Origin of the sequence: Gilliamella sp. wkB108, from assembly GCF_001690195.1 — a bacterium.
GTDB classification, from domain to species: Bacteria; Pseudomonadota; Gammaproteobacteria; order Enterobacterales; family Orbaceae; genus Gilliamella; species Gilliamella apicola_L.
Genome location: NZ_LZGM01000024.1, coordinates 21,352 through 46,136, shown reverse-complemented (window position 1 = coordinate 46,136; position 24,785 = coordinate 21,352). Strand labels below are relative to the sequence as shown.

Here is a 24,785-nt window from a genome sequence, read left to right as displayed (position 1 = left end):
AGCAGATCTATTGTTCTTCTGATCTGCTAGCTTAGTTTATTCTCTTTAAGAATACTGTAAAAATGTTTCAGGTTAAGTATACGTTTCAGTATAAATCTAAGCCTGAATTCAACATGTTAACAATTACATCTTAATTTATTTAATTGCTTTCGCTACAATTTCTTGCGCCTCTTGTTGTAGTTGAGTTAAATGCTCATTACTAATAAAGCTTTCCGCATAGATTTTATAGGCATCTTCTGTACCTGACGGACGAGCAGCAAACCAACCATTTTCAGTAATGACCTTTAATCCACCAATTGGAGCATTATTTGCTGGCGCAGTAGTTAGACACTGAGTAATTTTTTCTCCTGCAAGTTTGTCGGTAGTTAATTGACTTGCATTTAGTTTAGAGAGTTTTTGTTTTTCAGTAAAAGAAGCTGCAGCTTGTAAACGTCCATAATATGAAACGCCAAATTTTGCTTCAAGCTCTTGGTATTGCTCTTGTGGATTTTTACCAATTTTGGCGGTCATCTCCGCAGCTAATAGACATAAAATAATACCGTCTTTATCTGTTGTCCAAACTTTACCATTCGTTCTTAAGAATGATGCACCAGCACTCTCTTCACCAGCGAAACCTAAATTGCCATTATACAGACCTTCTGCATACCATTTGAATCCTACAGGAAATTCTAAGAATTTCTTATTAAGGCTGTTGGCTACGCGGTCGATCATCGAACTGGTAACAAGTGTTTTACCAATCGCGATATCTTTATGCCATTGCGGACGATGTTGGAACAAATAATTAACACAAGTAGATAAGTAAGCATTTGGATTCATCAAACCTTTGGGTGTAACAATTCCGTGTCGGTCAAAATCAGTGTCATTACCAAATGCTAGATCGAATTTATCTTTTAATTTTAATAAACCAGCCATAGCCCAACGACTAGAGCAATCCATTCTAATCACTTCATCATGATCAAGATGCATAAAGCTAAATGTTGGATCGACTTTATTATTTACAATATCAAGTTTAATACCATATTTTTCGGCAATACGAGGCCAATAGGTAATGCCTGCACCACCTAAAGGATCAACACCAATTTTTAGAGAAGAGGATCTAATTAAAGCCAGATCTAAAATATTTTCTAGATCGTTAATATAATCGGTTTCATATTCACGAGTATGGATATAATTTGAATTAAGTGCTTTTTCTAAACTGACACGTTTAACACCATTAAGTTGATTTTTAAGTAACTCGTTAGCTCTTGTTTCAATGAGTTTTGTTATATCGGTGTCAGCAGGTCCACCATTAGTGGGATTATATTTGATGCCACCGTCTTCGGGTGGATTATGAGACGGAGTGATAACAATACCATCTGAAAGTTGAGTTTGTTTACCTTCGTTATAAGTTAAAATTGCATGTGAAATAACTGGAGTGGGGGTATATCCCCAATCACGTGCCATAACAATGGTTTGTTCATTGGCAACAAAAACTTCAAGTACGGTTTTTAGGGCGAGTTCAGATAGGGCATGTGTATCTTGGCCTATAAAACAAGGTCCAGTGATATTATTGGCTTTACGATATTCAGCGATTGCCTGTGCAACAGCTAAAATGTGTGATTCATTAAAAGTCCCTTTGTTCGAACTTCCTCGATGTCCTGAAGTGCCAAAAATCACTAATTGACTAACATTATCTGTATCGGGTTTGATCTGATAATAGTTATTGCGTAAGGTTTCAACATTAATAAGATCGGAAGGTTCAGCTAATAATCCTGCTCGGCTATGGTTTCCCATTTTTTTACTCCTCTTTCATAAAATTCTTTTTATAATGTACTAAAAACCATCAGTGTTTCTTAGCTGACTGTTTTTAGTTTAATTTGTCGTTGGCGAAAAAATATGAATAACTTGGTTGATCATACCTTCTGATATACCCATATCACTCATCATAGATTCAATAATATAAACTTTTCGAGCCGTATTGGTATTGCTAATAACCCAATAAGGTGTACCAATAATTTCTCTAGGCTTGGTATTTTTACCTGATATTTCTAAAGATTGTTTATCCTTAGCTAAATATTGTCTTTTACTGCCATGTAAAGAAGTAGCAGCAATAGAAAAAAGAGCTGGATTGTAATTATAAAGTGTACTTAACAGTAATATGAAGCGACTAATAATTGATTTTTCGCTAGTAAAAGTTTCACTGTTTAATAAATCAGTGAATACAGAATAATGGTTTTCAGGTTGGTATTTTTCGTTGGCTTTAGCTGGAGTTGGGTGATCAATACGTAACAAACGTCGAAGAATACTGGATGCATCTTCTCCAATATGTTTGGTTTGTCCTGCAATATATTGGTATAATTCTTCGTCGATTTCGATAGTTTTCATTATATTATCTTAGCCTATTAATTTAATTTCACTGGATAACGTTGCGTACTATTATCGATTTGATGCAAATTGTTAGATGTCTCATTAGTTAAACAGCCAATCTTTTGTTATCCAGTCGTTGTTACTTCTGTAGTATTCGCTTTCTGATTTGCATCAATACAGGCAGATATCATAACTGATAATACTAATAGAAAAAATAACCGTTTCATATACTTATTGTATGGTAGATATACTATTGAACTGAGTATAACTCAACTTAGTAATAAATTATATTATCTATTGATAAAATAATGAAAAAGTTATTGTTGTTATTGTAAAAGAATATTATTCTACAACATAGTATAAGGTAGCTTATACGCAAATTTATATGAGGAATAAAAAAATATGAAAAAATTTGTTACATTAGCTATGTTAGTAACCTTTATTTCCGGATGTAGCAATAGTGATATTTACTCAGGTGATGTTTATACTGCTGATCAAGCAAAGCAAGTACAACAAGTTAGCTATGGTACTGTTGTTTCCGTAAGAGCTGTTAAAATTCAAGCTAATACCTCAGATGGTAAAAGTCAAAATGTGATAGGTTCATTAGGTGGTGCAGCTCTCGGTGGTGTGATTGGTAACAGTATAGGCAATGGAACAGGTAAAATAATAGCTATCGCGACAGGCGCAATCGGTGGTGCAATATTAGGTGGTGAAATAGAAGATAAAGCGAGCCAAGCAAATGCTGTCGAATTGGAAATAAAACAAGAAGACGGTGGTAATATTATTTTAATTCAAAAAGGTTCAGTAAAACAATTTTATGTTGGTCAAAATGTTCGTTTAGTGACTAACGGTAAACAAATTAGTGCCTCACCTCGTTATACAGGCGAAGCTACAAGTAAATAAATTAATAATATTCATTTATTTATTTTTGGGTTATTAGCTTGTTTAAAAGCTTTCGTTCACAGCAGTGTGAACGGAAGTATTATTCATTAACCTTCCCGTACTTCATTTCTATTTCCTGCAACTTTAAAGATATCATTGACCATTAATTTAAGTTTAAATAATCGTATTTTAATGGTAAAAAATCCTTAATTGATCTAACTAAAATTGCCTTTAGTAAAACTTAAGTATAAACTCAATTAAATTTTTTAATCGAAAAAGGAACTGTGAATCGATGCGTATGTTACATACTATGATCCGTGTAGGTGATTTGAAGCGTTCAATTGATTTTTATACTCGTGTAATGGGCATGCATGTGTTAAGAACCAGTGAAAATCCCGAATATCAATATTCATTAGCTTTTGTTGGTTATGAAGATGAGTCAAGTGGTTCAGTTATAGAACTGACCTATAATTGGGGAACAGATAAATATGAACATGGTACAGCGTTTGGTCATATTGCCATTGGTGTTGATGATGTGGCAAAAATGTGTCATCAAGTTAAACAGGCTGGTGGTAAAGTAACTCGGGAGGCTGGTCCAGTTAAAGGAGGTACAACCATTATTGCTTTTGTTGAAGATCCGGATGGTTATAAAATAGAACTTATTCAAAACGATCAGGCTGATAAAGCGCTTGGTTAATTTTAACCGCTACTTTTAATAAATATCGCCGAGTGAATCGGCGATAATTTTTCTATCCTATCAAATCCTTCATGATGAATTGTATTATTTACCGACGTTTAATTTTAGGTATACATCAATTTTAACCATTTAATAGATATATTGCTTTAATACCAATCAATTATTATCCTGCAAAAGTTGTGCAAGTAGTTGTTTATGAAGGGTCGCTTGCTTTTGTTGCTCTAAACCTGCTGCGGTAATAATAGCATTTAAGGCGGTTAATGACGTATTAAAATCATCATTAATAATGATATAGTCATATTCTTGGTAATGTGAGATTTCAGCTTTAGCCTTTTGCATTCTTTTTTGAATTACTTGTTGATTATCTTGTCCACGTTTTATTAACCGATTTTCCAGTTCGGCAAGTGAAGGGGGTAAAATAAAGATGCTTTTTGAGATTGGCATTTTTGCTCTTACTTGTTGTGCACCTTGCCAATCAATGTCTAAAAATACATTAAAACCTTGTGAAAGGCTCTGTTCTATTTCAGCTTTTGAGGTACCATAATAGTGATCAAACACATGCGCATATTCAACAAAAGCGTTATCTTCAATTAATGATTCAAATTGACTGTGATCGACAAAATAGTAATGTTCTCCATGTTGTTCACCGGGTCTTGGATCACGAGTAGTATGAGAAATCGACACTTTAGCCGGTTGGTGATCTTGTTGCTGTAAATAAGCGCGGATTAGGCTTGATTTACCCGCGCCACTTGGCGCAGAAATAATAAATAGGGTTCCTGTATACATAAATTGTTTATTACTCTTTATTTAAAAAGTTGCCTTGATAATTAAAACAGATAATGTGACTTATTATAGCAAAATTTCATCGTAGATTGTCTTTGAATCTGTCTTGGGTAATAAAGATATTTAATCAGCAAAAAGAATAAAAATATACTCAAACATATAGCTAACCTGAAACATCTTTACAAATTAGATTTTTTATCATCTAATGACGCTGTTTTACATGGTATGATAGGACAATTTTTATGTGTGAGGACGAGATATGGAATTGACATTTAAAGATGGGGTACGAGCTTGTATTCCAACTTTATTGGGTTATATAGGAATAGGTATTGCCGCCGGTGTAGTTGGAAAAGCAGCTAATTTATCAGTTATTGAAGTCACTTTGTTGGCCTTAATTATTTATGCAGGTGCTTCGCAGTTTATTATTACAGGATTGATGATTGTCGCAACGCCCATTTCAGCTATTATTTTTACCGTTTTTTTGGTGAATTCTCGTCATTTTCTTATGAGTATGGCAACTGCTCCCACGTTTCGTCGCTTTTCTTTATTGAATAATATTGGTATTGGTAGTTTATTAACTGATGAAAGCTTTGCGGTAGTGATGAATGCGATTGCTAATAAAGTGCCAGTTAATGCAGCATGGATGCATGGACTCAATTTAACAGCTTATATAGTCTGGGTTTTATCTTGTTTGATTGGTGCATTAATTGGTGAATGGTTACCCAATCCGGCGTTGTTTGGCTTAGATTATGCTTTAGTTGCTATGTTTATTGGGTTACTTTACCTGCAACTTATTGGTGATAAGAGTAAAAGTCTAAAAAATCGTTTAATTGCGATGTTAACTGTAGCGGTTATGTTAATTTTGTTGATGCGTTTTTTATCCTCTGAAATGGCAATCTTATTAAGCACTTTTGCGGGTTGTTTCATGGGAATGGCGATGGAGCGCAAAGTATGACAACTTACAGTTTACTCATTATTCTTGGCTCAGGCATTGTTACTTGGTTACCAAGAGTGATCCCGTTTATTTTAGTTCGTAAATTACAATTACCTGATATTGTTATTCGCTTTTTATCCTATGTTCCTATCTGTATTTTAACTGCACTATTTGTACAGAACTTATTCGTTATTAAACAAGGACAATTTCCTGATATCAATATTGAATACTGCTTAGCAACTATTCCAACAATCATTGTTGCGGTATTAACCAAAAATTTAATGTGGATAGTTGTGTCAGGAATGGCATTTATGGCACTAATTCGCTATTTTTTAATTTAAATGATATATAGCGAACTGATAATAAAGCAGGGCCTAAGCCCTGATTTACTAACTATTTTCTTTTGATTCAATTTTGCTAATTGATACTAACAATTTATCAGCTTCTGCCGTTTGCCCCAGCTGTTTTAGGTAATTAGCCATAGATTTTTGATAAGAAATATTATTAAGAATTGCTTTGGGTTGCGATTTCCACCATTTTATTAATGCTAGTGGATCACTATCAGAAGATAATTGCTTAATTCGACTAATATAGGCAGCTTGTTTAAATTGATCCAACTGAGATTCACTATAGGTTTTTGCTTTATACATTACCGGCATTAAGTCGATAACGGCTTGGTAATCACCCATTTCATAGTAGATTTGATCGGCTAATCTTATAATTTCGGGATTACGAGGTTTCTCATTCAATAGCTGTTCAATTGTTGTGCGAGCAGTTTCATATTCACGATTTTTAATTTGTAAACGGATTTGTATCAATTGAAATGCTAGCTTTTCTCTTGGCTGACAGCTTTTAGCTGCTTGCTCAAGTAATTGACTGGCAGGAATTAATTGGTCATTTTCAATTTGTGTTTGCGCGGCAAGCAGATAGGATAAGGTGCTATTATTTGCACCTTTAGCACTTTTCATAAAGAGTTTAGCTGCTTGTTGATAATCCCCTTCTAATAGGAAAATTTGTGCTTGCTCAATACGTTTTTCAGCTTTACGAGGTGATTTTAAACGTAACCAATTCCCTAAAGCTGTTTTGGAATTAAAGATCTTCTTAAATATCCAGTAGATCACATAAAGACAAAGTAGGGCTAATAATAATAAAATAACAAATGAATTAAAGGACATAGTGATTTTATAATTGGCCACTACAAATACGGCTGAACCTTGATGTCCTTGTAGTAATGGACCGAGGAAAAATCCACCGACTAACACTAAGAAAATAATCAATATTTTAAACATTATTATTCTCCTATTTAGCCATCATTGAACGAACACGAGTTTGCATTAACTTTTCCAGTTCCGAAATACTTTCAAGCTTTTCTGGCACATCTTGGTTACTTATTGATTGGCTTTGTAATTCTCCTAGATCACTTAAAAATGCTTTTACTGCTGGTGAATTACCGTCAAAGTAAGCGTTAACCCAAATAGACGCATCATCTAGCGCTCGTAGGTAAACAAGATCTTGATGTCGAGGGACGGCTTGTGCTGCAATCAATAAACGGAAACGGATATTTTCGCGTAAATAAAGTGATTGTTCTAAAGTGATTGGCGTTTTAAGAATGTTGCATTTAACGATCTGTTTTTCATCTGCTCCAGCTTGAGATAAGCAAGTAGCAAAGTTATTTTCATTTTCATCCAGTTTTTCGACAGTAATGAATTTTTGCATGAAGGACTTAGTATTAGTTAATAAATTACTTGACCAATCGGTAATAGATGAAGAAACTTCGCTATCCTCACTATTTTGATTATTGTCTACCTTACCCACGCCATTTGCTGACTCTTTTTTATCGGCACTATCACCGTCTAAAGCAAGATCATCATATTGCGTCATACCAAGATCGACGTCTTTATAATTACCCACCAGAGGAAGTTCAGTTAATGTTTCAGATAATCCGATTAATTTCAGAATAATACCATCAGTATCTATAAAGCTAACTTGTGATAACGAAGTAATATCTTTATTAATTGCTTGTCTGGCAGGTAATAAACTTGGATCGTTAGCCTGAGCTAAACTATCATCAGCATTTTTTAGTAATAGACGCGCAGTGGTGTAATCTTGATCGTTCCAGATTTTTCTACCAGCTAAATGAACAAGATAATTAGCTTGTGAAATCAACCACACATTATTATCGGTAATAGACATAGCGGATAAACGTTCATTGATGCTGTGTAAGTTTTGCTCAGTACTTTTTGATGCATCATTTACTTGTGTTATCAACTGTTGTTGTACTTTTTGCTGTTCAGTAAGTTGGCGATCAATACGTTGTTCTAATGAAGTAAATTGTTGATTTTGTTGATTGACTGTCTCAGTAATGTTAGTTTGCAAGTCATTGATAATGCTTTGTCTGGTGGTTTGCTTTAAGTTAGTTATTTGCGTTTGCAGTGTAGCTATGGTTTTTTTCTGATTTTGGATTTGTTTATGCCCATAATAATAAATGATGCCACTAAGGCAGAAAGATAAAGCAATTGCAACAATAGAGAGTTTAGAGACAGGTACTTTATTAACATTTTTAGTTATGGATGATGGGGTAACTTTTATATCTACTTCGGGACTAGATTGGGTGTTTATTTGAGTTTCTTTCTCTTCTTTCATAGTCTTTTTCGCTTCATTTTTGATATTTATCGTGGATGTTTGACTAAATGAAGTCGTACTTATTGTTGAAAGTGTTGCATTGGCACCATAATATCGTAATGGCATGAAGAACCTCATTTAGCATTTTGTTAAAATATAGTGGCATTATGACATAGAGTTATCATTGTTTTAAATAAAATTTGATTATTTTACAACCAACCGACTTTATTTTGCTTTTTAATTGTGATTATTACTTAATCTAATTGACAGTAATTCAGTTTATATTTCTACTAGTTTTTTAGATTAGTTGTTGGTTGATGTGATAATGCTATCAAAGCTTCAAATAGCGTTTGATTGTTAGCATTATCTACTAATAAAACCTTTTGCCATTGTAGCTGTGTTGCTTTAGCAAAAATTCGTAGACTAGTAACCATTAAATAAGCATGCTGTTTATGTTCAATATGGCAGTACACATCAAGTTGTAAAAGATGTTCAACACTGGTAATAACAATTATTTGTTTATTAATATAATCATTTAAAATGTTAGCAGGGTAGTGAATTGCTTTTCGACGATAACATTGTAATAACCTTACTTTTGCACCTTTTTGGGTCAACTCTTCGGTTAATAATTGACGCCCAAAATCACCACGTAAAATTAAAATAGTGCGATTTTTTACGGGTTGCAGATCAAGTAATTGTAATAGACCTTCACTGTTTTCCTGTTTCGGATAGCTGACATTTTTTTGACTTAATTGTTTAAATAACTCAGCGGATTTATAACCTATCGCAAAATAACTAATATGCGCAGGAAATAATAAATTTGGCAAGTTAGTTTTAATAATATGGCTAACTTGAGGAGAAACAACGATGACGATATCTAATGGAGTTAGCTGATTGAGTTCAGTTTGTAAATGTAATAAACCATCACCGATTGATATATTAAAAAAAGGAAGATGCATAGCCGGTAAATTGGCTTGAATTAGGCGTTGTGTCAAAATTTCGCCCTCGGGCGAAGGTCTTGTCACCACAATCATTGGTCATTTAATTCCTGTAAAATTTCTGCAGCACCTTGTTCAAGTAACTGCTTAGCTAATTTGCACCCTAACTCTTCAGCTTGACTGGCATTGCCTTGTAGCATTGATTTAATGACTTTACTGCCGTCTACCCGACCAACCAGTCCTTGTAAAGTCAATACACCATTATTTAATTGGCTGTAACAGGCAATAGGCACTTGGCAACCACCTTGTAAATATTGGTTCATCGCTCTTTCAGCTAAAATACAGATTCGACTATTTTTATCATCAAGAGGTGCAAGTAGATCCATTATCGCTTTATCATCAACTCTGGTTTCAATACCCACAGCACCTTGACCAACTGCCGGAAGTATTAAGTCGGTTTCAATAAACTGCTTGATCCTATTATTCAAACCTAAACGCTTTAAACCGACTGAGGCAAGAATAATTGCGTCATACTCATTATTATCTAGTTTAGCTAGGCGAGTACTGACATTACCACGTAGATCTTTAATTTGAATATGTGGATATTTGGCACGTAATTGGCATTGCCTGCGTAAACTTGATGTACCAATGACTGCACCATCAGGTAAGGTATCAAGATTATCATACTTATTAGAAATAAACGCATCACGAACTTCATCACGTTGACAAATTGTTGCTAGCATTAATCCTTCAGGAAACTGAGCGGGAATATCTTTGATAGAATGAACGGCTATATCTGCTTGGTTATTTAACATAGCTTGTTCCAGCTGTTTAACAAAAAGCCCTTTACCGCCTATTTTTGCTAATGGACTATCTAATAACACATCACCTTGTGTCACCATTGGTACAAGCTCAACGGAGAGATGTTTATGTATGGCTAATAGTTGATCTTTGACAAAATTAGCTTGCCAAAGAGCTAAAGGGCTTTTCCGTGTTGCAATGCGAATTTTCAATTGTTTTTCCTATTTTATTGGTAATCAATCATGCTTTTTGTCATTACTTTTTATTGATTTTTGCGTTACCAATTTAGTCACATGAACTTGGGCAGTATCAATATCGCCTAAGGAAATTACTTAATCTTTTAGGCGATATTAATTTCAATTGTGATTAAAGCTCATCAACAAAATTTACCGCATAGCCTATGTAGTTGGCTGGGGTTAACTGTTTTAATCGTGTTTTTTCACTTTCAGGTAAAGCTAATGAATCAATAAAACGTTTTATACCTTCAGCGTCAACACGCTTACCACGTGTTAATTCTTTCAATTTTTCATATGGCTTTTCAATACCATAACGACGCATAACCGTTTGAATTGGTTCGGCTAAAACTTCCCAGTTACGATTGAGTTCTTCTAAAAGATAAGCTTGATTAACTTCAAGTTTATTCAATCCTTTTAACGTTGATTGATAAGCAATAATTGCATAACCAATTCCAACACCAAGATTACGTAAGACGGTAGAATCAGTTAAATCACGTTGAAAACGAGATATAGGTAATTTGCTACCTAAATGATTCATAACTGCATTTGCGATGCCTAAATTGCCTTCTGAATTTTCAAAATCAATTGGATTGACTTTGTGAGGCATAGTAGATGAGCCAATTTCACCTTCAATCGTTTTTTGTTTAAAATGATTTAGTGAAATGTACCCCCACACATCGCGATCGAAATCGATCATAATGGTATTAAATCGGGCCACACAATCAAAAAACTCAGCGATATAGTCATGTGGTTCAATTTGTGTAGTATAAGGATTCCATTTTAATCCCAATGAACAGACAAACTCTTCACTGAACTGATGCCAATTAATTTCAGGATAAGCGACTAAATGAGCATTATAATTACCCGTAGCGCCATTGATTTTACCTAATATTTCAACGGATTGCAGTTGCTTTAATTGACGCTGTAGTCGATAAGCAACATTTGCAAACTCTTTACCTATAGTTGATGGAGTAGCCGGTTGACCGTGTGTTCTTGCCAGTAAAGGTAGTTCGCGATAGGTTCTAGCTTGTGAGGTAATTTGTTCAATAAGTTTGTGCCAATAAGGGATTAAAACTGTATCTCTCGCAGTTTTTAACATTAAAGCGTAGGATAAATTGTTGATATCTTCTGATGTGCAAGCAAAATGAATAAATTCATTAATTGCATGCAATTCTTCATTCGTTTTGACTTTTTCTTTCAAAAAATACTCAACCGCTTTGACATCATGATTAGTAGTTTTTTCAATCTCTTTAATCCGCTGTGCATCTTGTTCACTAAATTGTTCGACAATTTGATTAAGATGTTTGATAGCTAAGTCGCTTAAAGCGGGTACTTCAAGGATTTCTGGTTGTGAGGCTAATTTTTGTAACCAGCGAATTTCAACTTGAACACGGTATTTTATCAAACCAAATTCGCTAAAAATAGCGCGTAATTCAGTTGTTTTATCACCATAGCGACCATCAATTGGTGAAAGGGCAGTAAGTACGGATAATTCCATCAGTTTAACTCCGTTGCTATTTTAAATATTTAAAAAGTATAAATTAATTGGCGTTATTAATCTCTTGCAGTAAATCTCGCGCAGCATTACAGATTCGTTTACGTGAAAAGATGATCTGTAATCGCCCACCACCAACTTGATACCACAAGATCGCAGAACGAACACTTCCAAAAAGAGCCGTTCTTACTTTAGCTTGTATTAATGAATTTTGTAAAAATTCTACTTTACCAACGACCTTAATTTTAGTTGATAACGGGCTAACTATATCAGAATAGATCCCCGCCAATGAGTAAGAAAGATCATCAACATGTTCATGGATTGTTTCATCACTTAGATCGGAATAAAGACTAGAAATGCGTGTTAGTCGTTGATCAATCTTATTTAATGCATCATTGTTTTTGAGCAATTTACTTGTGATACTTAAAGTGCCAAATAAATAGCGAATCATATCTATTTGCTCTTTTTGACCAGAAGAAAGTAGTTGTATCAACGTTTGCAAACCAGTAACAACATTTTTTATGCCGTCATAAACATCTGCAGTGGTTTTTGGTGAAGTTTTGAAAACACTGTTTATCGATCGCTCATAAAGTGACATGCTACAACTTCCAGTATTGGCAAGCTGAGGAATTAACATTGCACTCTGAGCCACGCCAGCGAGTGCAATAGCTATATGATGATATTTATTATTCACAAAAAGACTCCTTACTGCGTATAATACGTTGTTCTATTATACCTCCACCAAGGCATACTTCACCTTGATAAAAAACCGCAGATTGACCAGGTGTCACGGCAGCAACCGGACTTTCAAAAATGACTTCAATTTTATCTTCTGACAATGGATTTACTTGACAAGCAATATCTTGTTGACGATAGCGTGTTTTGACAGTACAACTAAATGGTTTGGTAATAACTTGACGATTAACCCAATGTAACTGTTGTGCAATAAGTCCATCAGAAAATAGAGCAGGGTGATTATGCCCTTGCGCAACAATTAATTCATTATTTTTGATATCTTTGTCCACCACATACCACGGTGTATCTTCAGCCTGCTTCAGTCCTCCAATACCAAGTCCTTTGCGTTGCCCTAATGTATGGTACATAAGACCTTGATGTTGTCCAATTACCTCGCCGTCAACAGTACGAATAGCACCTGATTGAGCCGGTAAATAGCGAGCTAAAAAATCGCTAAATTTTCGTTCTCCAATGAAACAGATACCAGTAGAATCTTTTTTGGCGGCAGTTGCTAATCCTAATTGCTGAGCAATTTCTCGTACTTTGGGTTTTTCAAGTTCACCAACCGGGAATAGACTTTGGCGTAGTTGTTGTTCACTAAGCGTATATAAAAAATAGCTCTGATCTTTATTGTTATCAATACCACGCAATAACTCAACCTTGTTATTGGTTTCTCGTTTGCGGACATAATGACCAGTTGCAATATAATCAGCACCAAGATCTTCGGCTGCGTATTCTAAAAAGGCCTTAAATTTGATCTCTTTATTGCATAAAATATCGGGGTTTGGTGTTCTGCCGGCTTTATATTCAGACAAAAAATGTTCAAACACATTATCCCAATATTCAGCTGCGAAATTAATGGTAAATAATTCAATGTTTAATTTATCACAAACTGCTTTTGCATCAGCTAAATCGACTGCAGCTGAACAGTACTCTTCGTTATCATCTTCTTCCCAATTTTTCATAAATAATCCAACAACATGATAACCTTGTTGTTGTAATAAATAAGCAGAAACAGAAGAATCAACACCACCCGACATACCGACAACCACTTTTTTTGAAGTATTTATATTTGGCATAATCACTAAATAATAGACTAAAAATAAAGGTTAATTTTAGCATATCTGGGCAAAAAAAGCATAAAGTTATACCCATAGGGATCTTGACCAGACTATGAAAAATTGTGTTAGGTTGTGAGTATGAGTCTATTAAATCGTTAATATAATCGTTTTTTACTATTTTGAAAAAATTGATTGCTGATCTTTATCAAAAATATTCGTCTATTATTTATTTTTTGAGGATATAAGTATCAATAGAGAAGACAAGCAACGTTTAAAAAACGACCCAACTTCCGTCGATAAACATCGACGGAATATCGTTGTGATAAATGATAAAACGATTGTTAATACGTTAATAGAGATCCTTTAAGAGAAAAACTACATGACCAATAATTGCAAAATCTTGTGGAGTATTTTTATCAATCATAATAGTAGGATATTTAGGGTTATCACAAAGTAATGCGAGGTTAGATCCCTGATTTTGAATTCTTTTAATACTGATTTGATCATCATATTGTACCGCATAAAGGTAACCGTCAAGTGGTTTGGCATGTACCTTATTGATAATTAAAATATCATGATTGGAAATGGTAGGCTCCATACTATCGCCACTAGCCCATACCGCTGTTAAATCATCACAATTTAATCCCTGATTTTTAATCAAATTAATATTAAAGGGGATTGATTCAATTTTGGCAAAAGGTTTTCCTGTATCATCTAAGCGATGAAATGGGATATTGATAGATCCTTTAATAACACTTTCTGGTAATAACCTGCATTCACCTTTCCCGGTTGCTAACCATTCAATAGGGACATCACATTTTAATGCAATAATAGCTAATCGATTAAGTGAAGGATAGGTTTTTCCTGATAAATAATCGCGAATTACAGCTTCAGACATTCCGACTTTTTTTGCAAAAGCATTACCTGACATACCTTCTAGCACAAGGGTTAATCTATTTTTGAAATCGATTACACCTGTGCTAATTAAAATTCGCGTTTTTTCTTGCTCGTCAAGCGTTTTTATTTTGTTTTCTGTCATTTTTAATTCCATTTTATATAATTTTTTTATTTTTATAGTTTTATTTCGTTTTTTTATGTGGTATTCTTTACTATAAATGTCTTACATTTTTAACATTGTAATACCGATAATCTTTACAATAGTAAAAAATTTAACCAAGTAGAGGATCTCATAATGAGCGAACAAGATCAAGACTGGTCTCCATCAAGAGTTGTAGGAGAAATAAAAATTAGAGGCGGAAACTTGAGAGCTTTATCGCGATCAAGTGGGCTACAAGCTGATACTTTAAGAAATGCCTTGTATCGTCACTGTCCTAAGTATGAAAGAATTATTTCTGAATATTTACAAGTATCTGTAGAAAAAATTTGGCCAACACGTTACCTTTTAAAAGCTAAAAAATAACATTTTATTTAGTTAAATTTAAATGAAACAAACGTTAAAAAAGACGCCTAAACAGGCGTCCTTTTTTTATTTATTTTTTAGCTTTAGCTTTTTCTGCTGCTTTTACAATTACAGCAAATGCATCAGCTTTTAATGATGCTCCACCAACCAAAGCTCCGTCAATATCTGGTTGTGTGAATAATTCAGCTGCATTTTTATCGTTGACTGAACCACCGTACTGGATAATAACTTGTTCTGCCACTTTAGCATCTTTTTGTGCAATATGATCGCGGATGAATTTGTGTACAGCTTGTGCTTGCGCTGGGGTTGCAGATTTTCCTGTACCAATTGCCCAAACTGGTTCGTAAGCAATAACTGCATGATTAAATGCTTGTACTCCTAATGCATTAATTACCGCATCAATTTGACGAGCGCATACAGCTTGGGTTTGACCTGCTTCGTTTTCTGCTTCGGTTTCACCAATACAAAGCACTGGTACTAAGCCTGCTTCTTTAATTACACCGAATTTTTTTGCGATAAACTCATCTGATTCTTTATGATAAGTTCGACGTTCTGAATGACCAATGATGATATGAGTAACACCCACTTCTTTCAACATGTCTACTGAGACTTCACCGGTATAAGCTCCAGAGAGGTTAATACCAACATCCTGAGCGCCTAAAATAATATTTGACCCACCTAATTGATGTTTAACAAAATCTAAATAAACTACCGGAGGTGCAATAGCAATATCACATGCAACATCTGTTGATAGCTCATTTCTTAGCCCTGCAACTAAGTTTTTTGCCATATCAATACTACCATTGAGTTTCCAGTTACCCATAACGAGAGGTTTACGCATAATTTTCTCCAACTTAAGATTTAAAATTGTGTTGATTTTAGAATGAATTGGTTATAATAGTAAAGATTATACACCAAATAATTTTAGCTAGAGGAATAATATGTCATTAGAAATATTGAATCAATTAGAAAGTAGAATCCAACATACCGTTAATACTATCACTACGTTACAACAAGAGATCGCGACTTTAAAGTTAGGTAATCAAGAGTTGGAGCAATTGATTAATGATAGTTCTGATGAGATGAAAGCACTACGCGAAGAAAATGAAAAGTTGAAGCAAGAACAACAAGTATGGCAACAACGAATCCAAACCTTATTAAGTAAAATTGGCGAAATAACGCAATAAATTCTTTAACTTATTGTAGACGCGACTTATGTCGCGTTTCTTTTATGCTTTATTAAATTAAATTTGAAGATAAGTATAATGCGAGAAGAGTTAAAATCACTATGGCTTACTGAAACCATTCGTCTTATTGAAAACGATTCTGGGCGGTTTGCTGATCAAGATATTAATCGACAAGTCAGAGCAACTCAATCTTCACCAAGCGCGCGTATTATTATGCGTGCAACTATTTTATCCCGTGAAAACGGACTTTTATCTGCACAAAAAATATTATTAAATGCGATTAAACTCTCTTTTCTTTTATTGATTTTACTTTCTATTTTCCTTGGTGCTAGCTTAGCAATTGGTGCATTAAGCCAAAATCCAGTTAATCTGTATTGGGCTCTTTTTAGTTTATTAGGTGTTCATTTAATTACATTAACCATTTGGTTAGGTTCGTTCTTTTTTTTCGGCAATTTAGGTGGCAGTATATTAGTCTATTGTTGGTTATGGTTAGCTAAAAAGTTTTCCCAAAAAAAGACGGTACAACAACTTATCCCTGCTTTTGTTGAGCTTTTGGGTGGGCGTATTCGGTGGTTAATCGGATTTGTACTTAATCTTTTTTGGACAGTAATACTTAGCACCGCTTTGTTAGTATTAGTTGTGCTTTTTTCTACCCAACATTATAGCTTTAAATGGAAAACCACATTATTAAGTTCAGATACCATTATCCACTTAACGCATTATTTAGGCGTTCTACCGGCTCAGCTTGGATTTCCAATGCCTAATGATGATGTTATTAGATTTAGTGAACAAGCGTTAAATGCAGGAGAAGTGAGAGCATCGTGGGCTATTTGGTTATTAGGTATATTTATTGTTTACGGTTTAGGTATTCGATTTTTATGTATGGTAATTTGTGGCGTTAATTGGCAAATCAGCTCTCGCCAAGTCAAACTTAATCTAAAACAACCTGAATACCAAATATTAATTAATGAGTTACAACCTTTATTAGTTAATATTGAAGATGCAGATAAACAACAAAATCATACACAATGGCGTTCACCTGTTCCAATCAATGGTGATAGCAAAGATGCATTTATGGTTGCAGTTGAAATTTCAGAAGAGTGGACTCCCCCTGATTCAATCACTTTTTTGGGGTTTTTAAATACCCGTGAACAGAGACGAAAAATTTTAGATTATTTGCAATTAACGCCCGCTAAAAAATTGTTAATTGCTATCGATACCGATAGAACACCGGATAGAGGTGTATTGAATTTACTTAATCAATTAATGAATAAATCACAACAACATCGTATCTGGTTTATTAATCATGGGAAACAATTTGATAACTGGCAAGCCTTATCTTTACAATTGGCGCAACCCAAATGGTTAAATGAGGACCTTTAACATGCTAACAACATTAAAATTAGCAGTAGTTGGTCATACAAATGTGGGTAAAACTTCATTATTACGTACACTAATTCGCAACAGTGATTTTGGTACAGTATTAGATAAACCCGGTACAACCAGACATGTAGAATCAATTACGTTGCCGTTAGCTCAACAAAAGTCGATTATCTTTTATGATACCCCAGGTTTAGAAGATAGCTTAGCCTTGTATGATTATATAAATCAGTTGACCTTATCCAAAAGTAAACTTGACGGCATCGATAAATTAACGATTTTTTTACAAAGCCCTGAAGCAGAAAATGTGTTTAATCAGGAAGCAAAAGTGATAAAGCAATTAATAAATAGTGATGCTGGAATCTATGTAATAGACGTTAGAGAGCCGGTTTTGGATAAGTATCATGATGAATTGGCTATCTTGGCAAGTAGTGATAAACCGATGCTAGCGGTATTAAATTTTACAGCACAAGAGGGGGAAAATGAAAAAAATTGGAAAAGATTGCTTTCACGTGTCGGAATTCATGCTATCATACACTTCGATGCTGTGTTCCCCCCCGTTGATGGTGAGGAGCGATTGTATCAAAGTCTTGCTTTATTGATTGAGCCTGCGAAAGCGATATTAGATGAGTGGTTAACTAAAATAACCGAATTAAGAGAATATCGCAACCATACAGCTAACTTAATTATTGCTGAAACATTGGTTGATGTTACTGCATATTATGAAATGGCAAAGCCTGATGACAAACAAGCCATTACCGATATGCAAAATAATGTTAGAAAACGCGAGCAAAAAGCGATAAATGAATTATTAAGGCTTTACCAGTTCAACTTTGCTCAAGAAAGTGAGGAAAGTTTACCTTTAATCGAAGGGCGTTATAAGTCCGATCTTTTTAATGTAGATGCATTAAAAATGATGGGAGTACATTTGACTAAAGGTTTTGTGTCTGGTGCAACTATTGGAGCAAGTATAGATCTTGCTACTGGTGGGATTTCATTAGGCTCAGCAGCATTAATAGGTGCTGCGGTTGGTAGTTTGATGCAAACAGCAAAACATTATGGTTCTAGAATGCGATATCGGCTTTCTGGATATAGTAAATTAAGCGTTGATGATGTTGTTATTTGTTTTCTTTCTTTACGATTAATGTGTCTTAAAGAAAGTTTAAATCATCGGAGCCATGCGAATACCAGTCCTATAAGGTTATCTAAACTGGATAAAAATAAATGGCAAACGGGCGTGTTACCCAAAAGTCTTAAAGTGGCAAGACGTTATTCGCAGTGGTCGACTTTAAATAAAGGAACAAAAAGGCATGACAAAAAAAGACAATCGGCTATTAGGGAAGTTGCTGAACAATTATATTAATATAAGGAAGCGTTTTTTAATAACTACATTGCTCATTTCCTTCTTTATGTTGTATGGTTGTAGTAACAGTCAAGGGCAGCTAGCGGTTAAAAAATCTAAAGCAGATCCACACATGATAGCTAAAATTGATGCACATTATAAAAAATGGCAAAAAACACCATATCGTTATGGTGGAACGACTTTAGCTGGAAGTGATTGTTCTGGGCTGGTAATGAATTTCTTCAAAAGTAAATTATCTCAAACCCTTCCAAGAAGTACCGCCGCTCAAGCACAATTAGGTTATAAAGTAACCCAACCAAAAGCAGGTGATTTAGTATTTTTCAAAACAGGTCGTGGTGGAAATGGTTTACACGTAGGTATTTATTATGCTGACGGTAAATTTTTACATGCTTCAACATCCAAAGGTGTAATTTATTCCAATTTAAATGAAGATTATTGGAAAAAACACTACTGGATGACCCGACGCCTTACTAAATAATACTAAATAGATTTTAGTTAAAAATGTGACTCTCTATATTTCATCAATGTAGAGAGTCAAGTTATTTTTAGTTAATTCGTTCTGTTTTTATTTTAAAATTCGTTTTGTTTTTATTTTAAATAGCTGATTTCTGGCGTAATTCTCGCATTACATTAGCAACATAAAGCATTTCACCCGGCGTACCTAGTGATATTCTGCACCACTCTGTTGCAGGTTCAAAATCTCGCCCTATCAAGATAAAGTTTTGCTTCATCAATTCTCTGTACTGTTTCAAATCAATCGGACTTTTATGAAACATAAAATTAGTTTCTGATTTTAAATAATGTAATCCAAGTTCTGATAGAGCTTGTTCCATAATATTGCGTGAAACATCTACCGCTTTTTTTGAGTAAGCTAAAAAGTGAGTATCATTCATTGAAGTGAGCGCAGCACAGACGCCACAATAGTTCAGTTTTTCACCGGCAACATATTGAGCAATATTTTTAATATTATCCGGTGAACTCACTACATAACCGACACGTAAACCAGCCATTGCATGAATCTTTGAGAACGTTTTAAGCAAGATAACATTATCACAGCCTTTATTGATGAAACTATCAACCGAATAGAATTCGGGATTATTCACAAATTCTGCGTAAGCCTCATCAATGATAAAAATGGTATTTTTCGGTTTACTCGTTACCCATAATTCAAGCTCATTGGTTTTAAATACGGTTGATGTTGGATTATTAGGATTAACCAGATAGACAATAGAAAAGCCTTGATGACTTTCAACCGCTTTTTTAATACCATTGAGATCAATTTGCCAGTCAGGTAAACAAGGTACTTTGTTAATTTTTAAATTAAAGATTTTGGCAAAGTGTTCACCGTCTCCATAAGTAAGTTCAGGTATTACGAATTGAGTATCAGGTTTAACAAATGCAGCAATTGCACTACGAATACCTTCTGATGATCCGGCAGTTAATAAAATCTGATCTTCATTCACACTGTGATGTTGGCCTAACCGCTTATTTAAAAGTGGCATTTCGGCTTTAGCATATCGATTGGCTTTTGGGATAGCGTCAATTGCCACTTGTTTAGCTGAAGGGGACATACCAAGTGCATTTTCGTTAAAATTGAGCCTAATTGGGTTTCCTTGATCCGGTGTCACTACCGTATCAATCATTGGCAGTGAAAATGCAACCGATTTTTGTATTTCTTGGGCATGAGCTTTAGAGAGCAGTTGATTAACTGATAAACCTGCTAAAGCTACGCTAGAAACTGTTAATAATTTTCTCCGACTTATATTTAGATTAGATACCATTATTCACCTCACAATTTAGTTAACGCTTATCAGGTTAATTATTGATTTTGCAAAAAATGTACCAATCTAAAAAAGTTAAAAAGGTTATATAGATCAATTAGGTAAAAAATGAATTAACCAAGTAAGGTTTCAAGGTAAGATCTTTTTGGTTCTAACATGCACTTTTTCAGTGCTTTTTGCGCAAAAAAAGATCAGCCTTGATAAGTAATTAATCAAAGCCGATCTTTTTTAACTATCATCACATTACAGATAATACTATTTAACGATGTTAACTATCTGCTGGCGTTTCGATATCCGAAAAAGTTGATAACATCTGTAAAAATTTATACTTAGAATCGACCATTTTTGTAGAACGTTCATGCAAAGTATTGGCAATCACTGGCTCTAATGTTTCTAAACGGCGGAATCGTTGTTCTTTTAGTAATATACCTGATAAGGTCTCACTATTTGGAGATTTAGAATCTAATACTAAACCTGGTTTACCTTCACTCATACGACGAGGATCATAACGGTAAAGAGGCCAGAATCCTGATTTGACTAAATCTTTCATCTGTTCATGTGATTTAGAAAGATCATAGCCATGTTCTTCACAAGGGCTATAAGCAATCACCAATGATGGCCCGTCATACGCTTCTGCTTCTTGTAAAGCTTTAAGTGTTTGATTAAGTTGTGAACCTAAAGCAACTTGTGCTACATAAACATGACCATACATCATCACACTAACACCTAAATCTTTACGCGCTTTATGTTTACCTAAATCGGCAAATTTAGACACAGCACCCATTGGTGTCGCTTTTGATTGTTGACCACCAGTATTTGAATAGCATTGGGTATCTAACACTAATATATTGACGTTATCGGTTAAACTCATAACATGATCGAGTCCACCAAACCCAATATCATAAGCCCAACCATCACCGCCAATAGCCCAAACTGATTTATCGATTAAGTAATCTGCATCTTGCATTAACTCATTGGCTTCTGGTGAATTAATATGTTCTAACTGCTGACGTAACAGTGCAACATTGGTACGTTTTTCATCAATTGAGGTTTCAGTTGATTGTAAACAAAGAACGATTTCAGGTGAGATTTCACCAGCTACATGTTCAAGTAGCCGTAAAACACGTTTCTTATGTTGATTGTATGTAATACGATAACCTAAGGCAAATTCAGCATTATTTTCAAACAGCGAGTTTGCCCAAGCTGGGCCACGACCGTTACGATCTGTGGTATAAGGTGTTGAAGGAAGATTACCACCATAAATTGATGAACAGCCAGTAGCGTTAGCAATGGCTAAATGGTCACCATAAAGCTGTGTCAATAATTTAATATAAGGTGTTTCTCCACAACCAGCACATGCACCAGAATATTCAAAGAGTGGTGTTAATAACTGTGAAGTTCGAATATCAATACGTTCAAGAGTTTTGATATCACGATCTGGTAAAGCCGTAAAATATTCATAATTCGCGCGTTGAGTATTAAGGTTATCAATACGAGGTTGCATATTAATTGCTTTAATATCAAAGTTATTACGATCGCGAGACGGACAAACCTCAACACATAATTTGCAGCCGGTACAATCTTCAGGTGCAACTTGTAATACATAGCGTTGACCTTTCATATCGCGAGCTTTTACTTCAAGTGAACTTAATGAATCTGGAGCATTAAGCATTTCATCAGGTTCAACTACTTTGGCTCGAATAGCTGCATGGGGACAAGCCACAACACAGTGATTACATTGAGTACACAGTTCTGGTTGCCAGATAGGGATCGCTTCGGCAATGTTACGCTTTTCCCATTTCGTTGTTCCAGTAGGCCAAGTACCGTCAGGTGGAAAGGCTGATACAGGTAAACTATCACCTAATCCAGCTAACATAGTAGCAGTAACCATTTTGACAAAATCTGGAGCATTATTAGGTACAACAGGAGGTCTGGAAACACTACTTTGATCAACACAAGTCAATGGGATCTGTTCAAGTGAAGTGATCGCTAAGTCAAGCGCTTTCCAGTTGTTTTCGACTAAATCTTGACCTTTGCTACTATAGCTTTTAGCGATTACTTCTTTTAACTGGGTTATACTGAAGTCATTTTTAAATATTTCAGACAGGTGGAAAAATGCGGCTTGCATCACCGTATTAATTCTTGCACCTAAATTACATTCACGAGCAATTTTAGCCGCATTAATAATATAAAAATGAGCGCGTTTCTTAATTAATTGGACTTGTACTTCTTTTGGCAGTCGATGCCAAATTTCATCTTTATTATAAGGTGTATTAAGTAAGAAGATCCCGTCGTCTTTGAGTTTTTCGACAATTTGATATTTATCGATAAATTGATCTTGGTGACAACCAATAAAATGAGCGCTAGTAATTAAATAAGCTGAATCAATAGGCTCTAGACTTACTCGTAAATGGGAGGTGGTTAAACCACCGGCCTTTTTGGAATCATAGACAAAAAATCCCTGAACATAGAAAGGGGAGCCATCGCCAATAATTTTAATATTATTTTTGGTAGCTGAAACCGTACCGTCGCTACCAAGACCATAGAATAAAGCCTCAAGTTCAGATTTTTGTGGAATGGATTTTTCTGGTAATGGTAAAGATAAGCCTGTGATATCATCATAAATTCCAACAGTAAAACGTGGACGAGGAGCTGAAAGTGCTAATTCTGCAAAAATTGCAAGTACACAGCGCGGGTCAAACTCTTTAGATGATAAGCCATAACGACCGCCAATGATTTGCGGAAAATAGGTTCGTTCACCTCGTGAGAAACTTTCAGCAAAAGCAGTCATTACATCTAAATAAAGCGGTTCAGCTTGTGCGCCAGGCTCTTTGGTTCTATCTAATACAGCTATTTTTTTAACTGTATCAGGTATGACTTCAAGTAAATGTTTAGCGGAAAAAGGGCGGTATAATCTAACAATCACCACACCGACTTTCTCTTCTTTTTGTAGCAAATAATCGACCACTTCTTTACTGGTACTGACGGCAGACCCCATAATAATCATAACTCGCTCAGCATCATAAGCGCCATGATACTCAAATGGTCGGTATTTCCTTCCTGTCTCTTTTTCAAAAGCATCCATTGCATCAACCACATGTTGATAAGCATTATCATAGTAGGGATTAATGGCTTCCCGACATTGAAAAAAAGTATCTGGATTAGCTGAGGTACCTCGTATAACTGGTTTATCGGGTGTTAATGCGCGGGTACGATAAGCATGAATGGCTTCTTGCGGTAATAGATTATGAATCTGCTCATCACTTATTGGGTGGATTTTATTCACTTCATGAGAAGTTCTAAACCCGTCAAAAAAATGGACAAAAGGCACTCGACTATTAAGTGATGCAATTTGTGCAATTAATGCAAAATCCTGTGCTTCTTGTACAGAACTTGAACACAGCATTGCAAAACCGGTTTGTCTAATCGCCATTACGTCAGAATGATCGCCAAAAATAGATAAAGCATGTGTTGCCACAGTTCTTGCAGCAACATGTAAAACAAAAGGGGTTAATTCTCCAGCTATTTTATATAGCGAAGGGATCATTAACAGTAAACCTTGTGAAGATGTAAAAGAGGTAGCAAGTGCGCCAGTCATTAGTGAACCATGAACGGTTGAAATAGCTCCAGCTTCTGACTGCATTTCCACAACTTTGGGTACATCACCAAAAACATTTGGTTTGTTAAATTCAGCCCATGTACTGGCCTGCTCAGCCATGGTAGAGCTAGGTGTAATTGGATAGATAGCAATGACTTCGTTTGCACGATAAGCGACGGATGAAACCGCACTATTAGCATCTGATATGATCATTAAAAAACCTTGTATTCTAAAGTGTTACGACATTACTTAGTTATAATAATTTGCGCTATTGTACCAGAAAGTAGCATAGCTTTTAGTTATTTTTGTGTTTAATTTTCTACATGATATAGGTTTGTTAATTAACTAATTTGGTAATTCAGACAATAAATGGTTATAAATTAAAAAAATTAAATATCTTTAATGAGTTAAAAAATTTACCTTTATCAAAATTTAATTATTAAAGAACAAGGCCCTAGTATAACCAAAGGAAAAACAATGAATTGAAGAAAGGAGAAACTATTTTCTAGTTTTTAACTATTTCTTA

23 protein-coding genes are annotated in these 24,785 nt (G+C 34.8%); 9 read left to right on the top strand and 14 right to left on the bottom strand.

Annotation, left to right across the window (positions count from 1 at the left end; all coding sequences use genetic code 11):
• Positions 1-135 precede the first annotated feature (135 nt).
• Both pgm and A9G11_RS03450 read right to left on the bottom strand, forming a co-directional pair.
• Positions 136-1,773, bottom strand: coding sequence for a phosphoglucomutase (alpha-D-glucose-1,6-bisphosphate-dependent) (pgm, locus tag A9G11_RS03455; RefSeq protein ID WP_065618142.1), 1,638 nt, complete (start codon positions 1,771-1,773; stop codon positions 136-138).
• A 78-nt stretch (positions 1,774-1,851) separates the two neighbouring features.
• Entirely contained in the window at positions 1,852-2,364 is a 513-nt protein-coding gene (locus A9G11_RS03450) for a hypothetical protein (protein WP_065618141.1), read from the bottom strand.
• 384 nt (positions 2,365-2,748) lie between these two features.
• On the opposite strand from A9G11_RS03450, the gene A9G11_RS03445 reads away from it, so the two are divergent.
• Both A9G11_RS03445 and gloA read left to right on the top strand, forming a co-directional pair.
• Entirely contained in the window at positions 2,749-3,249 is a 501-nt protein-coding gene (locus tag A9G11_RS03445) for a glycine zipper 2TM domain-containing protein (RefSeq protein ID WP_065618140.1), read from the top strand.
• 271 nt (positions 3,250-3,520) lie between these two features.
• The gene (gene gloA / locus A9G11_RS03440) at positions 3,521-3,925 is read left to right on the top strand and encodes a lactoylglutathione lyase (RefSeq protein WP_065618139.1); all 405 of its coding nucleotides are present in this window, start codon (positions 3,521-3,523) and stop codon (positions 3,923-3,925) included.
• Between the two features lie 156 nt (positions 3,926-4,081).
• On the opposite strand, the gene gmk is transcribed toward gloA, so the two are convergent.
• Positions 4,082-4,711: a guanylate kinase gene (gene gmk, locus A9G11_RS03435; protein WP_065618138.1), complete on the bottom strand. Its 630-nt coding sequence runs from the start codon at positions 4,709-4,711 to the stop codon at positions 4,082-4,084.
• Positions 4,712-4,967: 256 nt separating this feature from the next.
• On the opposite strand from gmk, the gene A9G11_RS03430 reads away from it, so the two are divergent.
• Together A9G11_RS03430 and A9G11_RS03425 are read left to right on the top strand one after the other, a co-directional pair.
• A complete protein-coding gene (locus A9G11_RS03430) occupies positions 4,968-5,663 on the top strand; it encodes an AzlC family ABC transporter permease (RefSeq protein ID WP_065618137.1) in 696 nt (231 codons plus the stop codon).
• Positions 5,660-5,983 (top strand): AzlD domain-containing protein, encoded by a 324-nt coding sequence (locus tag A9G11_RS03425; protein WP_065618136.1) that lies wholly within the window; start codon positions 5,660-5,662, stop codon positions 5,981-5,983. The genes A9G11_RS03430 and A9G11_RS03425 overlap by 4 nt, the downstream gene beginning before the upstream one ends.
• Positions 5,984-6,031: 48 nt before the next feature.
• On the opposite strand, the gene A9G11_RS03420 is transcribed toward A9G11_RS03425, so the two are convergent.
• The 8 genes from A9G11_RS03420 to A9G11_RS03385 all read right to left on the bottom strand — a co-directional run bounded on the left by A9G11_RS03420 (position 6,032) and on the right by A9G11_RS03385 (position 14,569).
• Positions 6,032-6,931: a heme biosynthesis HemY N-terminal domain-containing protein gene (locus A9G11_RS03420; protein WP_065618135.1), complete on the bottom strand. Its 900-nt coding sequence runs from the start codon at positions 6,929-6,931 to the stop codon at positions 6,032-6,034.
• A 10-nt stretch (positions 6,932-6,941) separates the two neighbouring features.
• The gene (locus tag A9G11_RS03415) at positions 6,942-8,390 is read right to left on the bottom strand and encodes a uroporphyrinogen-III C-methyltransferase (protein WP_065618134.1); all 1,449 of its coding nucleotides are present in this window, start codon (positions 8,388-8,390) and stop codon (positions 6,942-6,944) included.
• A 164-nt stretch (positions 8,391-8,554) separates the two neighbouring features.
• On the bottom strand, positions 8,555-9,298 hold the full coding sequence (locus tag A9G11_RS03410; protein WP_065618133.1) for a uroporphyrinogen-III synthase: 744 nt from the start codon (positions 9,296-9,298) through the stop codon (positions 8,555-8,557).
• On the bottom strand, positions 9,295-10,215 hold the full coding sequence (gene hemC, locus A9G11_RS03405) for a hydroxymethylbilane synthase (protein ID WP_065618132.1): 921 nt from the start codon (positions 10,213-10,215) through the stop codon (positions 9,295-9,297). Before hemC ends, A9G11_RS03410 begins: the two co-directional genes overlap by 4 nt.
• 154 nt (positions 10,216-10,369) lie before the next feature.
• Positions 10,370-11,737: an adenylosuccinate lyase gene (purB, locus tag A9G11_RS03400; protein ID WP_065618131.1), complete on the bottom strand. Its 1,368-nt coding sequence runs from the start codon at positions 11,735-11,737 to the stop codon at positions 10,370-10,372.
• Between the two features lie 43 nt (positions 11,738-11,780).
• Positions 11,781-12,428, bottom strand: coding sequence for a high frequency lysogenization protein HflD (gene hflD / locus A9G11_RS03395; protein WP_081298396.1), 648 nt, complete (start codon positions 12,426-12,428; stop codon positions 11,781-11,783).
• On the bottom strand, positions 12,421-13,548 hold the full coding sequence (mnmA, locus tag A9G11_RS03390) for a tRNA 2-thiouridine(34) synthase MnmA (RefSeq protein ID WP_065618130.1): 1,128 nt from the start codon (positions 13,546-13,548) through the stop codon (positions 12,421-12,423). Before mnmA ends, hflD begins: the two co-directional genes overlap by 8 nt.
• 331 nt (positions 13,549-13,879) lie before the next feature.
• On the bottom strand, positions 13,880-14,569 hold the full coding sequence (locus A9G11_RS03385) for a LexA family transcriptional regulator (RefSeq protein ID WP_065618129.1): 690 nt from the start codon (positions 14,567-14,569) through the stop codon (positions 13,880-13,882).
• 153 nt (positions 14,570-14,722) lie between these two features.
• On the opposite strand from A9G11_RS03385, the gene A9G11_RS03380 reads away from it, so the two are divergent.
• Entirely contained in the window at positions 14,723-14,950 is a 228-nt protein-coding gene (locus A9G11_RS03380) for a helix-turn-helix domain-containing protein (protein ID WP_065618128.1), read from the top strand.
• Between the two features lie 70 nt (positions 14,951-15,020).
• Here the strand turns inward: A9G11_RS03380 and tpiA are convergent, their stop codons facing one another.
• The gene (tpiA, locus tag A9G11_RS03375; RefSeq protein ID WP_065618127.1) at positions 15,021-15,791 is read right to left on the bottom strand and encodes a triose-phosphate isomerase; all 771 of its coding nucleotides are present in this window, start codon (positions 15,789-15,791) and stop codon (positions 15,021-15,023) included.
• A 100-nt stretch (positions 15,792-15,891) separates the two neighbouring features.
• On the opposite strand from tpiA, the gene zapB reads away from it, so the two are divergent.
• The 4 genes from zapB (at position 15,892) to A9G11_RS03355 (ending at position 19,358) form a co-directional block, all read left to right on the top strand.
• Positions 15,892-16,137: a cell division protein ZapB gene (gene zapB / locus A9G11_RS03370; protein ID WP_065618126.1), complete on the top strand. Its 246-nt coding sequence runs from the start codon at positions 15,892-15,894 to the stop codon at positions 16,135-16,137.
• 78 nt (positions 16,138-16,215) lie between these two features.
• Positions 16,216-17,520, top strand: a complete 1,305-nt coding sequence (locus tag A9G11_RS03365; RefSeq protein WP_065618125.1) for a DUF2868 domain-containing protein — start codon at positions 16,216-16,218, stop codon at positions 17,518-17,520.
• Between the two features lies 1 nt (position 17,521).
• Positions 17,522-18,880 carry a GTPase/DUF3482 domain-containing protein gene (locus A9G11_RS03360; protein ID WP_065618124.1) on the top strand — a complete coding sequence of 453 codons (1,359 nt, stop codon included), beginning with the start codon at positions 17,522-17,524 and terminating at the stop codon, positions 18,878-18,880.
• A 112-nt stretch (positions 18,881-18,992) separates the two neighbouring features.
• On the top strand, positions 18,993-19,358 hold the full coding sequence (locus tag A9G11_RS03355; protein WP_218056029.1) for a C40 family peptidase: 366 nt from the start codon (positions 18,993-18,995) through the stop codon (positions 19,356-19,358).
• A 115-nt stretch (positions 19,359-19,473) separates the two neighbouring features.
• Here A9G11_RS03355 and A9G11_RS03350 read toward each other — a convergent pair whose 3' ends face one another.
• Both A9G11_RS03350 and nifJ read right to left on the bottom strand, forming a co-directional pair.
• Positions 19,474-20,661, bottom strand: a complete 1,188-nt coding sequence (locus A9G11_RS03350) for a pyridoxal phosphate-dependent aminotransferase (protein ID WP_065618123.1) — start codon at positions 20,659-20,661, stop codon at positions 19,474-19,476.
• Positions 20,662-20,929: 268 nt separating this feature from the next.
• Positions 20,930-24,472 carry a pyruvate:ferredoxin (flavodoxin) oxidoreductase gene (nifJ, locus tag A9G11_RS03345; protein ID WP_065618122.1) on the bottom strand — a complete coding sequence of 1,181 codons (3,543 nt, stop codon included), beginning with the start codon at positions 24,470-24,472 and terminating at the stop codon, positions 20,930-20,932.
• Positions 24,473-24,785: the final 313 nt, after the last annotated feature.